Below are 12,150 nucleotides of genomic sequence, written 5' to 3' on the forward strand. Positions count from 1 at the left end.
GTGGGCTCGGTGGGCGGTTGAGGTGATGAAGGTGACCATCGGCGGCGGACGCGCGCGGAGGCGGGCGGTTGAGACCGGTGGCAAGTAGCCGACAGAGGGAACGGGTTGACCCTCGACCCGGTCGAGGGCCGAGGATCGGTCGTGTGCTCGTCCACAGCTCGTACCCGTTGTCCACAGCCCCTGTGTCACAGGCGGTGGACAACCACGCTTCGCACTCGACCGGTTACCCACAGACTGTGGACAACTCCTGGGGACGAAGCTGTGGATGCCTGGGGATGACGATCACGTTGTCCCCAGAAGACGGCCTGCCTGTGGGCAGGCTGTTGAAGGTTCTGGGGATGACGGCTGTGGACGCTGCCGGCGCTGTCCACAGCGCTGGGGAGAAAACCGGTGGATTACCGGTGGACAACCGGTGGACAGCCGTGGAAAACCCGGCGGCAGGCGAGGGCTGTGGACCGGGACACGAGTTTTACCCCTGGTTCTCCACAGCCAAACCACCGGTGGATAACGTGTCTGACCTGCGCGGACGCGGGTTCTCCACAGTTTGCACAGGTGCGATGAAGACGATGAGTTATCTCTCCTAAACAACAAAAACCAATCATCACCGTTGGACTTCCTGTGGATCGGGCCGAAGCACTGCCGTCGGCAGTCGCCCGGGCATCTGGATCCACGGGGTCGGGCGCACAGCCGATGCCCCAGCGCCTTAAGGTGCGATGGGTACCCGCACGGTCGGGCGGGACGGGTGGCAGCGGTCGGCATGAGAGAGTTGTCGCTGACGTCGACGCGGAGGCATTGATGAAGTTCCGAGTGGAGCGCGACGCGCTCGCCGAGGCGGTCGCGTGGACCGCCAAGAGCCTGCCCAACCGACCCTCCGTACCGGTGCTGGCCGGGGTGATGCTCCGGGTCACCGACGGCAACCTCCAGGTCTCCGGCTTCGACTACGAGGTCTCCAGCCAGGTCACCGTCGAGGTGCAGGGTGACGCGGACGGCGCCGCCCTGGTCTCCGGCCGCCTCCTCGCCGAGATCACCAAGGCCCTGCCGGCCAAGCCGGTGGACATCGCCGCCGTCGGCGCCCACCTCGAACTGGTCTGCGGCAGCGCCCGGTTCACGCTGCCCACCATGCCGGTGGAGGACTACCCGACGCTGCCGGAGATGCCGGAGAGCGCCGGAACCGTCGACGCCGCCGCCTTCGCCTCCGCCGTGGCCCAGGTGGCGGTGGCCGCCGGTCGCGACGAGACGCTGCCGATGATGACCGGTGTCCGGATCGAGCTGAGCGGCGGCACGATGGCCATGCTGGCGACCGACCGCTACCGCCTCGCGCTGCGCGAGATGGAGTGGAACCCGGACGACCCGGAGATCAGCCTCAACGCGCTGGTGCCGGCCCGTACGCTGCACGACACCGCGAAGGCGCTCGGCCCGCTCGGCGGCCACGTCACCATGGCCCTGTCGTCCAGCAAGGCCGGCGAGGGCATGATCGGTTTCTCCGGCGGCACCCGCCGGACCACCAGCCGGCTGCTCGACGGCGCCAACTACCCGCCGGTGCGCTCGCTGTTCCCGGCCGACCACAACGCCGAGGCTCGCGTCGCCGTCGCCGCGCTCATCGAGGTGGTCAAGCGCGTCGCGCTGGTCGCCGAGCGCACCACCCCGGTCCTGCTCAGCTTCAGCGCCGACGGTCTCGTGGTCGAGGCGGGCGGCACCGAGGAGGCCCGGGCCAGCGAGGCCATGGAGGCCACCTTCACCGGCGAGCCGCTCACCATCGGCTTCAACCCGCAGTACCTCATCGACGGTCTGGCCAACCTGGGCGCGCAGCACGCCCTGCTCCGGTTCGTCGACGCGTTCAAGCCCGCGGTCATCTCCCCGGCCGGCGAGGATGGCGAGGTCATCCCGGGGTACCGGTACCTCATCATGCCGATCCGCGTGTCCCGCTGATCGCAGGCAGCACGACCCTGACGTACGGAGGTAGGAGCAGATGCAGCTCGGCCTGGTAGGACTCGGCCGCATGGGCGGCAACATGCGGGAGCGGTTGCGCGCCGCCGGGCACGAGGTGGTCGGCTACGACCGCAACCCGGAGATCAGCGACGCCGCGAGCCTGGCCGAGCTGGCCGAGAAGCTCCAGTCGCCCCGCGCGGTCTGGGTCATGGTCCCCGCCGGCGTCACCGACGCCACCATCGACGAGCTCGCCGGTGTGCTCGGCGAGGGCGACATCATCATCGACGGCGGCAACTCCCGGTTCAGCGACGACGCCCCGCGCGCCGAGCGGCTGAACGAGCAGGGCATCGGCTACATCGACGTCGGCGTCTCCGGCGGCGTCTGGGGTCGGCAGAACGGGTACGCGCTGATGGTCGGCGGTGCGCAGGAGCACGTCGAGCGCCTGATGCCGATCTTCGAGGCGCTCAAGCCCGAGGGCGAGTTCGGCTTCGTGCACGCCGGCCCGGTCGGCGCCGGCCACTACGCCAAGATGGTGCACAACGGCATCGAGTACGGCCTGATGCACGCCTACGCCGAGGGCTACGAGCTGCTGGCCGCCTCCGAGCTGGTCACGAACGTCCCCGGCGTGTTCAAGTCGTGGCGTGAGGGTACCGTCGTGCGGTCCTGGCTGCTCGACCTGCTGGACCGGGCACTCGACGAGGACCCGGAGCTGGCCGAGCTGAGCGGCTACACCGAGGACACCGGCGAGGGCCGCTGGACCGTGGACGAGGCGGTCCGGCTCGCCGTACCGCTCAACGTCATCACCGCGTCGCTCTTCGCCCGGTTCGCCTCCCGGCAGGACGACTCGCCCGCGATGAAGGCCGTCGCCGCGCTGCGTCAGCAGTTCGGCGGCCACGCCGTCCACAAGCGCTGACCGGTATCCACAGCCTGTGTACGTCCGCCGGCTCGAACTGGTCGACTTCCGCTCCTACGAGCGCGTCGGCGTCGACCTGGAGCCGGGTCCGAACGTGCTCGTCGGCGCCAACGGCGTCGGCAAGACCAACCTGGTCGAGGCGCTCGGCTACGTGGCGACCCTGGACTCGCACCGGGTCGCCACTGACGCCCCGCTGGTCCGGATGGGTGCCACCTCGGCGGTGATCCGCTGCGCGGTGGTGCACGAGGGCCGGGAGCTGCTGGTCGAGCTGGAGATCGTCCCGGGCAAGGCCAACCGGGCCCGCCTCGGCCGGTCCCCGGCCCGGCGCGCCCGGGACGTGCTCGGCGCGCTGCGTCTCGTGCTGTTCGCGCCGGAGGATCTGGAACTGGTCCGCGGCGACCCGGCCGAACGCCGCCGCTACCTGGACGACCTGCTGGTCACCCGCCAGCCCCGCTACGCCGGGGTACGCGCCGACTACGAGCGTGTGGTCAAGCAACGCAACGCGCTGCTGCGTACGTCGTACCTCGCTCGCAAGACCGGCGGCACACGCGGCGGCGACCTGTCGACGCTGGCCGTGTGGGACGCGCATCTGGCCCAGCACGGCGCGGATCTGCTCGCCGGTCGCCTGGAGCTGGTCGCCGCGCTCACCCCGCACGTCGCGAAGGCGTACGACGCGGTGGCCGCCGGCCGCGGCGCGGCGGGCATCGCGTACCGGCCCTCGGTCGAGCTGCCCGAACCCGGCGCCGACCGGGCGGCGCTGGCGGAGGCGCTCGCCGCCGCGCTGACCGCGAACCGCGCCGCCGAGATCGAGCGCGGCACCACGCTCGTCGGCCCGCACCGCGACGACCTGGCGCTCACCCTCGGCCCGCTGCCCGCCAAGGGGTACGCCAGCCACGGCGAGTCCTGGTCGTACGCGCTGGCGCTGCGGCTGGCCGGGTACGACCTGCTGCGCGCCGACGGGATCGAGCCGGTGCTGGTGCTCGACGACGTCTTCGCCGAGCTGGACACCGGCCGGCGGGAACGGCTGGCCGAGCTGGTGGGCGGCGCGAGCCAGTTGCTCGTCACCTGCGCCGTGGACGACGACGTGCCGACCACGCTGCGCGGCACCCGATACGCGGTGGGCGAGGGGACGGTGCGACGTGCCGGATGACGAGGTGCAGCTCCCGCCCGCACGGCTCGGGCCGGGACGCGACGCGCGTACCCCGGGAAAGCCGGCGGACGGCGAGCCGGCCGCGAACCCGCCGGAGGGCGCGACCGGGCCGGAACTGGCCCGGGCGGTGCTGGACGCGGCGAAGGCCCGGCGTCAGGCGGCCGCCCCCCGGCGGCGCGGCGCGGTCCGCGGCGACGGCGAGAAGCGGCTGCGCGGCTACTCGGGCCCTGGGCCGGACCCGCGCGACCCGCAGCCGCTCGGCGCGGTGCTGGACAAGCTGGTCAAGGCGCGGGGCTGGCAGCAGCCGGCGGCCGAGGCGACCGTGTTCGGCGCGTGGGAGAAGGTGGTCGGCCAGGAGGTCGCCCAGCACAGCCGCCCGGTCAAGCTGGAGGACGGCGAGCTGACGGTGGAGGCCCGCTCGACGGCCTGGGCGACCCAGTTGCGCCTGCTGGCGGGCTCGCTGTTGCAGCAGATCGGCCGCGAGGTCGGCCACAACGTGGTGCGCAAGCTGCACATCCACGGCCCGGCGGCACCGTCGTGGTCGCGCGGCCCTCGACGGGTACGCGGGCGCGGCCCCCGCGACACCTACGGCTGACCGACACCGCCGGAACGCCGCGCCTCCCGCCGGGCGCGCTTGAGTTCGCGCTGCTCGCGGCTCCACTGCTTGCGGCGCTCCAGGTCTTCCTTCCACGCGTCGCGGGCCAGCTTCGAGCCGCCCTGTACCGCGCCCTGCACCTGGGACGGGCCGGCGAGGTTGCGGAAGACCCAGCCCAACAGGCGGCCGCCCTTGCCGGAGGCGTCGCCCACCTGCTCGTCGTCGCTCATCCCGCCGCCCTCTCGCTGTTTTGTGTGCAAACCATTGGTACACCAATCGTTGCTAGGATCGCAACGACGACGAGGAGGACGAGGGTGACCGACGGCATCGAGGAGGACCCCCTGGCGCTGGAGCAGCAGGTCTGCTTTGCGCTGTCCGTCGCCGCCCGGAGCGTCGTCGCGGTCTACCGGCCGCTGCTGGAGCCGATGGGGCTCACCCATCCGCAATACCTGGTGATGCTGGCGCTCTGGCAGCACGCGCCGCTGTCCGGGCGGGATCTGAGCCGGCTGCTCCAGCTCGACCCGGGCACGCTGTCACCGCTGCTCAAGCGGCTGGAGGCGGCCGGCTACATCCGGCGGGAGCGGGACGCCGCCGACGAGCGCAGCCTGGCCGTCTCGCTCACCGCCGCCGGGCAGGCGCTGCGGGCGCAGGCCGAGCGGATCCCGCCGGCCGTCGTGCAGCGCCTCGGCCTGCCGCTGGCCGACCTGCGGCACCTGCACACGGCGCTGACCGAGGTGATTGCGGCTGCCAACCGGGCCACGACGACCGGGGCCGCGGCTTCTCCCGGGGCTGCGCCCGGTCAGACGTCGGCGTAGACCGCGAAGCCCCGCTCCGCGCAGCGTCGGTAGAAGGCCGCGAGCACGCTCAGCTCCGCGCAGGTGAAGTTCCACTGCGGCGGGTCGCCGTTCTCGTCCCGCAGCCGGTCCAGCCGGCTGTCCAGCCAGCGGAGCTGCTGCTCGGCCAGCCGGCCGTCGCCGAGCAGCGCGCGCAGCACCTCGCTCACCGACTCGAACGTGACCGACTCGCCGTACGGCCGGTGCCGCGCGACGAACTTCTCCACGCCCTCGGCGATCCAGGAGCAGCCGTCCGGGTCGATCACCGGGTCTTCGTCCTCGACCGCGTTCTCCGTGGCGTAGAGCACATTCTCCAGCCCGAGGATCAGGTCGACCAACTCGGTGTACGCGGTCGCGCGCACCGTGCCGGTCTTCGCGATCAGCTCGGCGAGCGCCGCGGTCGGCGCGGAGATCCGGGGCACGTCCACGATCTCGCCGAAGTCCACGAACTCAGCCGGCGCGACCGGATCGTAGAAGCGGCCGGTCCGCGGCCAGTGCACCGCGACGTTGTCCAGCCCCATCTGGCGTCACCTCTCACCAAGCGTTTTCGGACCGTCTCCGACGATCGTCCCGGTTCCGGGCGCAAAAGATCAAGACCGCAACGGCGGCGCCGCAAAAGCTACGGCACGCCGGGGCCGGCCGCGACCCCCGGTCCGGGCACCGCCGATCACCGGTCGGATGACCGTCGCAGCGCACGGTGGCCGGTGGCGCGGTACCGCCCCAATGGCGTGTAGGGGGAGTCCTGGGCGGCGCGGTTCGTCCGGCTACGGCATTCTCAGCCGCCTCGGAGAGGGTGCCGAGTGGCGGTTTGGTCGGCTCCGCACAGTAAGATTGAGGGCGAGACGAAAGACCCGAGACGGAGCGACGGACATGGGCCCGGTGGGCCCTCGATCATAGTCCCGCATCGGGTCCGAGCCGATCGCGATCCGCGGGCAACCGCGGCGCCCGGCGTGCGTGATCCGACCTGGCGATCCCAGGGGCGGTCCATGCGCGCCGACGTCGCGTCCTGTCCGCCGAACCCGCGCCCCCGCGCCCATGCGCGGCCGGTGCGAGAAAGTGGCCGAGCGTGGCAGCGGAGGACAACAAGAAGTACGGTGCCGAGTCCATCACCGTTCTCGAGGGCCTGGAAGCGGTCCGGAAGCGGCCCGGTATGTACATCGGGTCCACCGGTGAGCGCGGTCTGCACCACCTGGTGTGGGAGGTCGTCGACAACGCGGTGGACGAGGCGCTGGCCGGGCACTGCGACACCATCGACGTGGTGCTGCTGGCCGACGGCGGCGTCCGGGTGACCGACAACGGCCGTGGCTTCCCGGTCGACCTGCACCCCAAGCTGAAGAAGCCGGGTGTCGAGGTCGCCCTGACCGTGCTGCACGCGGGCGGCAAGTTCGACGGCAAGGCGTACGCCGTCTCCGGCGGCCTGCACGGCGTCGGCGTCTCCGTGGTGAACGCGCTGTCCACCAGGATGGCCGTGGAGATCCACAAGGACGGCTTCGTCTGGCGCCAGCAGTACAACCACTCCAAGCCGACGGCGCTGGAGAAGGGCGAGGAGACCGACCGCACCGGTTCGGCCGTCTCCTTCTGGCCCGACCCGGACGTCTTCGAGACCGTCGACTTCGACTTCCACACCATCTACCGGCGCCTCCAGGAGATGGCCTTCCTCACCCGGGGTCTCACCATCCACCTGCTCGACGAGCGGGTCCCGGAGGACGAGGACGGCAAGACCCGCGAGGTCACCTTCCACTACGAGGGCGGCATCGCCGACTTCGTCCGGCACCTCAACGCCTCCAAGAGCCCGATCCACAAGACGGTGGTCGAGTTCGGCGCCGAGGAGACGGGCATGTCGGTCGAGATCGCCATGCAGTGGAACGAGTCGTACGGCGAGTCGGTCTACACCTTCGCCAACAACATCAACACCCACGAGGGCGGCACCCACGAGGAAGGCTTCCGGGCCGCGCTGACCAGCGTCGTCAACCGCTACGGCGCCGAGAAGAAGCTGCTCAAGGGCGACGAGCGCCTCTCGGGTGAGGACATCCGCGAGGGCCTGGCCGCGATCATCTCGGTCAAGCTCACCGACCCGCAGTTCGAGGGTCAGACCAAGACCAAGCTGGGCAACACCCCGGTCAAGGGCTTCGTGCAGCGGGTCTGCAACGAGTCGCTCGTCGACTGGTTCGACCGCAACCCGGCCGAAGCGAAGATCATCATCCAGAAGGCGTCCCAGGCGGCGCGTGCCCGGATCGCCGCCCAGCAGGCGCGCAAGCTCGCGCGGCGCAAGTCGCTGCTGGAGTCCGGGTCGATGCCCGGCAAGCTGGCCGACTGCCAGTCCACCGACCCGCGTGAGTCCGAGGTCTTCATCGTCGAGGGCGACTCGGCCGGCGGCTCGGCCAAGCAGGGCCGCGACCCGCGCGTCCAGGCGATCCTGCCGATCCGCGGCAAGATCCTCAACGTCGAGAAGGCCCGCATCGACCGGGTGCTGAAGAACAACGAGGTGCAGGCGCTGATCACCGCGCTCGGCACCGGCATCCACGACGACTTCGACATCGAGAAGCTGCGCTACCACAAGATCGTGCTGATGGCCGACGCCGACGTGGACGGCCAGCACATCCAGACGCTGCTGCTCACCCTGCTGTTCCGCTTCATGCGGCCGCTGGTCGAGCTGGGCCACGTCTACCTGGCCGCACCGCCGCTCTACAAGATCAAGTGGAACAAGAAGGGCGACGACGCCCAGTACGCGTACTCGGACCGCGAGCGCGACGGGCTGATCGCGCTGCGCCAGCAGAAGAAGCCCAACGCCCGCCCGGACGACATCCAGCGGTTCAAGGGTCTCGGCGAGATGAACTACCCCGAGCTGTGGGAGACCACGATGAACCCGGCGACGCGCACGCTGCGCCGGGTCACCCTCGACGACGCCGCAACCGCGGACGAGCTGTTCAGCGTCCTGATGGGTGAGGACGTCGAGGCACGCCGGTCGTTCATCCAGCGCAACGCCAAGGACGTGCGGTTCCTGGACATCTGACGGATGCGCCGGGCCGGCCGGTCATCCACCGGCCGGCCCGGAAGTCCACAGAGTTATCCACAGTCTGGCCGCTTTCCACAGCCGTTATCCACAGCGAGACCACGACTCTGAGTCTGATAAGGGTTAACAGTGACCGATATCCCCGAGTCCACCCCGAACGAGCCGGAGGCCCCGGAGGCCCTGGCCGCGGTCGTCCAGCACGACCGGATCGAGCCGGTCGGCCTCGAGGTCGAGATGCAGCGCTCGTACCTCGACTACGCGATGAGCGTGATCGTCGGGCGGGCCCTGCCGGACGTCCGGGACGGGCTCAAGCCGGTCCACCGCAAGATCCTCTACGCCATGTTCGACTCCGGCTACCGGCCGGACCGCGGGTACGTGAAGTGCTCCCGCGTCGTCGGCGACGTGATGGGCCAGTTCCACCCGCACGGCGACTCGGCCATCTACGACGCGCTGGTCCGGATGGCGCAGTCGTGGTCGCTGCGCTACCCGCTGGTCGACGGCAACGGCAACTTCGGCTCGCCCGGTAACGATCCGGCAGCCGCCATGCGTTACACCGAGTGCAAGCTCGACCCGCTGGCGATGGAGATGCTGCGGGACATCGACGAGGACACCGTCGACCTGCAGGACAACTACGACGGCCGGGCCAAGGAGCCCACCATCCTGCCGTCGCGGATCCCGAACCTGCTGATCAACGGCTCCGAGGGCATCGCGGTCGGCATGGCCACCAAGATCCCGCCGCACAACCTGCGCGAGATCGGCGCGGCCGTGCAGTGGTGCCTGGAGCACCCGGAGGCCGACGAGGCGACCACGCTGGAAGCCCTGCTGGAGATCGTCAAGGGCCCGGACTTCCCGACCCACGGCCTGATCGTCGGGCAGGCGGCCATCCAGGACGCGTACCGGACCGGGCGGGGCTCGATCCGCATGCGCGCCGTGGTCGAGGTCGAGGAGGACAAGCGCGGGCGGCCGGCGCTCGTGGTCAGTGAGCTGCCCTACCAGGTCAACCCGGACAACCTCGCCGAGCGCATCGCCGAGCTGATCAAGGAGGGCAAGCTCGCCGGCATCGCCGACATCCGCGACGAGTCCTCCGGGCGTACCGGCATGCGGATCGTTCTGGTGCTCAAGCGCGACGCGGTCGCCAAGGTGGTGCTGAACAACCTCTACAAGCACACCCAGCTTCAGGAGACGTTCGGCGCCAACATGCTGGCGCTGGTCGACGGCGTGCCGCGCACGCTCAACCTGGCCCAGTTCATCCGCTACTACGTCGAGCACCAGATCGAGGTGATCCGGCGGCGGACCGCGTTCCGGCTGCGCAAGGCCGAGGAGCGGGCGCACATCCTGCGCGGTCTGTCCAAGGCGCTGGACGCGCTGGACGAGGTGATCGCCCTGATCCGGCGCTCGCCCACGGTGGAGGACGCCCGGCAGGGCCTGATCCGGCTGCTGGACATCGACGAGGTCCAGGCGACCGCGATCCTGGACATGCAGCTGCGCCGGCTGGCCGCTCTGGAACGGCAGCGGATCCTGGACGACCTGGCGAAGCTCGAAGTGGAGATCGCCGACCTCAAGGACATCCTGGCCAAGCCGGAGCGGCAGCGGCGGATCGTGTCGGAGGAGCTGGGCGAGATCGTCGCGAAGTGGGGCGACGAGCGGCGTACGAAGATCATCCCGTTCGACGGCGAGGTCTCGATGGAGGACCTCATCGCCCGCGAGGACGTGGTGGTGACGATCACCCGCACCGGGTACGCGAAGCGGACCAAGGTCGACCTCTACCGGTCGCAGCGGCGCGGCGGGAAGGGCGTCAGCGGGGCGACGCTCCGCCAGGACGACATCGTCAGCCACTTCTTCGTATGCTCTACCCACGACTGGATCCTGTTCTTCACGAACAAGGGTCGGGTCTACCGGGCGAAGGCGTACGAGCTTCCCGAGGCCAGTAGGGTGGCCAAGGGCCAGCACGTGGCCAACCTGCTCGCGTTCCAGCCCGACGAGCAGATCGCGCAGATCATTGAAATCCCGAACTACCAGGTGGCTCCCTACCTGGTACTGGCCACGAAGAACGGCCTGGTGAAGAAGACGCGGCTCGAGGAGTTCGACTCCAACCGTTCCGGCGGCATCATCGCGGTCAACCTGCGCGATGAGGACGAACTGGTCGGTGCGGTCCTGGTCGCTCCGGAGGACGACCTGCTGCTCGTGTCGAAGAACGCCCAGGCGATCCGCTTCAACGCCACCGACGAGGCGCTGCGCCCGATGGGCCGGGCGACTTCCGGGGTGATCGGCATGCGCTTCAGCGGCGAGGACGAGTTGCTCGCCGTCGAGGTGGTGCGAGAGGGTCGGGACGTTCTGGTCGCGACGAACGGGGGTTACGCGAAACGTACCCCGATCGAGGAATACCCGGTCCAGGGCCGGGGAGGTAAGGGCGTGCTGACCGCGAAGATCACCGAGCGACGCGGTGGCCTGGTCGGCGCGGTCGTGATCGATCCGGAGGACGAGCTGTTCGCCATCACGAGCAACGGCGGCGTCATCCGGACTCCGGTGAAGCCTGTACGCCGTACGCGTGACCGGAACACAATGGGGGTCAAGCTGATGGACCTCCCGGACGGCGTGACTATCGTGGCGATTGCTCGCAATGCCGACGAGCCTGACGAACAGGACTAGTTGATGACGGAGACACAGGCGAAGTCGGGGAACAAGGGGACCTCGGCCACTCCGGTCGAGGAGGAGGCCGCGCAGGGCGGCACACCAGCGACCGGCCGCGCGGCTGTGGGCCGGGCCACGGTTCCCGCCGACGCGCCTGCCCCGAAGTTCACCCGGGCTCCCGGCATGGCGCCGCCTCCGGACAAGCCGGGAGAGGACTCCGATTCCCGGGACTCGGCCGAGACCAAGGTCGACGCTCCGACGTCGGCCGACGGTCTGGCCGCTCCGGCCGCCAAGCCCGCGAACGCCACGAGCACTCAGCCGATCAAGCCCCCGTCGGCCACCGGCCGGGCCTCCACCGGGACGACCGGCACGCAGCCGCGGATCGGCGCCGGCCTGGGCACCGCCCCGCAGGCGTCGCCCGACGGCTCGCGCCCGAGCGGCGCCGCGAGCGCCCAGGCACGGCCCGCCAACGGTGGCGGCCTGCCGCCGGGCATCAGCGGCGCGGCGGCCGTCGGCGCCGCGCGCGTGGGTGAGGCGGTACGCGCCGCGCGTACCTCGGTCAGCTCGGCCGCGTCGCGCGGACCGCGACGGGCCCGGCTGAACCTGAAGCGCATCGACCCGTGGTCGGTGATGAAGTTCGCCTTCGCGGTGTCCGTGGTGCTCTTCATCGTGGTCGTCGTGGCGACGTCGGTGCTCTACCTGGCGCTTGACGCCATGGGTGTGTTCAAGAGCGTCAACGACAGCCTCACCGACCTGGTGAACGCCGGCGGCGGCCAGGGTGGCGGCGGCTTCCGGATCACCGCCAAGGGCGTGATCCTGACGTCGGCGCTGATCGGCCTGGTGAACGTCGTGCTGTTCACCGCTCTGGCCACGCTCAGCGCGTTCGTCTACAACGTCTGCGCCGACCTGGTCGGCGGGATCGAGCTGACGCTCGCCGAGCGGGACTGATCGACCGACGCCGGGGCACCGCGTAAAGCGGTCGCCCCGGCGTCGTGCGTCCGGGTAGGTTCGAGATGGCGCGGGTGCTTCCACCACAGACCCCCGATTTGGGCGCGGTGGAGGCGATGGGTTAACCTAGCTCGTCGC

General features: G+C 70.5%; 10 protein-coding genes. 8 read left to right on the forward strand and 2 right to left on the reverse strand.

Features of this window, described 5'->3' with window-relative positions; translation table 11 throughout:
• Window positions 1-795 precede the first annotated feature (795 nt).
• Genes dnaN through F8279_RS18165 form a run of 4 tightly spaced genes read left to right on the forward strand, consistent with a single transcriptional unit; the run spans window position 796 to window position 4,587 of the window.
• Complete coding sequence (gene dnaN / locus F8279_RS18150) at window positions 796-1,929, forward strand: DNA polymerase III subunit beta (RefSeq protein ID WP_091413542.1); 1,134 nt, start codon at window positions 796-798, stop codon at window positions 1,927-1,929.
• A gap of 40 nt (window positions 1,930-1,969) precedes the next feature.
• Complete coding sequence (gene gnd / locus F8279_RS18155) at window positions 1,970-2,842, forward strand: phosphogluconate dehydrogenase (NAD(+)-dependent, decarboxylating) (RefSeq protein WP_091413544.1); 873 nt, start codon at window positions 1,970-1,972, stop codon at window positions 2,840-2,842.
• A 16-nt stretch (window positions 2,843-2,858) separates the two neighbouring features.
• A complete protein-coding gene (recF, locus tag F8279_RS18160) occupies window positions 2,859-3,992 on the forward strand; it encodes a DNA replication/repair protein RecF (protein ID WP_151500564.1) in 1,134 nt (377 codons plus the stop codon).
• Window positions 3,982-4,587 carry a DUF721 domain-containing protein gene (locus F8279_RS18165; protein ID WP_091413548.1) on the forward strand — a complete coding sequence of 202 codons (606 nt, stop codon included), beginning with the start codon at window positions 3,982-3,984 and terminating at the stop codon, window positions 4,585-4,587. Before recF ends, F8279_RS18165 begins: the two co-directional genes overlap by 11 nt.
• Here the strand turns inward: F8279_RS18165 and F8279_RS18170 are convergent.
• A complete protein-coding gene (locus F8279_RS18170) occupies window positions 4,578-4,817 on the reverse strand; it encodes a hypothetical protein (RefSeq protein WP_013283216.1) in 240 nt (79 codons plus the stop codon). The genes F8279_RS18165 and F8279_RS18170 overlap by 10 nt on opposite strands.
• Window positions 4,818-4,901: 84 nt before the next feature.
• On the opposite strand from F8279_RS18170, the gene F8279_RS18175 reads away from it, so the two are divergent.
• Complete coding sequence (locus F8279_RS18175; RefSeq protein ID WP_151500565.1) at window positions 4,902-5,402, forward strand: MarR family winged helix-turn-helix transcriptional regulator; 501 nt, start codon at window positions 4,902-4,904, stop codon at window positions 5,400-5,402.
• On the opposite strand, the gene F8279_RS18180 is transcribed toward F8279_RS18175, so the two are convergent.
• On the reverse strand, window positions 5,387-5,941 hold the full coding sequence (locus F8279_RS18180; RefSeq protein WP_091413552.1) for a hypothetical protein: 555 nt from the start codon (window positions 5,939-5,941) through the stop codon (window positions 5,387-5,389). The two genes, F8279_RS18175 and F8279_RS18180, sit on opposite strands and share 16 nt — an antisense overlap.
• Window positions 5,942-6,486: 545 nt before the next feature.
• On the opposite strand from F8279_RS18180, the gene gyrB reads away from it, so the two are divergent.
• The 3 genes from gyrB to F8279_RS18195 all read left to right on the forward strand — a co-directional run bounded on the left by gyrB (window position 6,487) and on the right by F8279_RS18195 (window position 12,012).
• Complete coding sequence (gyrB, locus tag F8279_RS18185; protein WP_151500566.1) at window positions 6,487-8,433, forward strand: DNA topoisomerase (ATP-hydrolyzing) subunit B; 1,947 nt, start codon at window positions 6,487-6,489, stop codon at window positions 8,431-8,433.
• A 129-nt stretch (window positions 8,434-8,562) separates the two neighbouring features.
• Window positions 8,563-11,082 (forward strand): DNA gyrase subunit A, encoded by a 2,520-nt coding sequence (gene gyrA / locus F8279_RS18190; RefSeq protein ID WP_091413557.1) that lies wholly within the window; start codon window positions 8,563-8,565, stop codon window positions 11,080-11,082.
• Between the two features lie 3 nt (window positions 11,083-11,085).
• Window positions 11,086-12,012, forward strand: a complete 927-nt coding sequence (locus F8279_RS18195; protein WP_151500567.1) for a DUF3566 domain-containing protein — start codon at window positions 11,086-11,088, stop codon at window positions 12,010-12,012.
• Window positions 12,013-12,150 lie beyond the last annotated feature (138 nt).

The organism is Micromonospora sp. AMSO1212t, from assembly GCF_008868145.1.
Classification (GTDB): domain Bacteria; phylum Actinomycetota; class Actinomycetes; order Mycobacteriales; family Micromonosporaceae; genus Micromonospora; species Micromonospora tulbaghiae.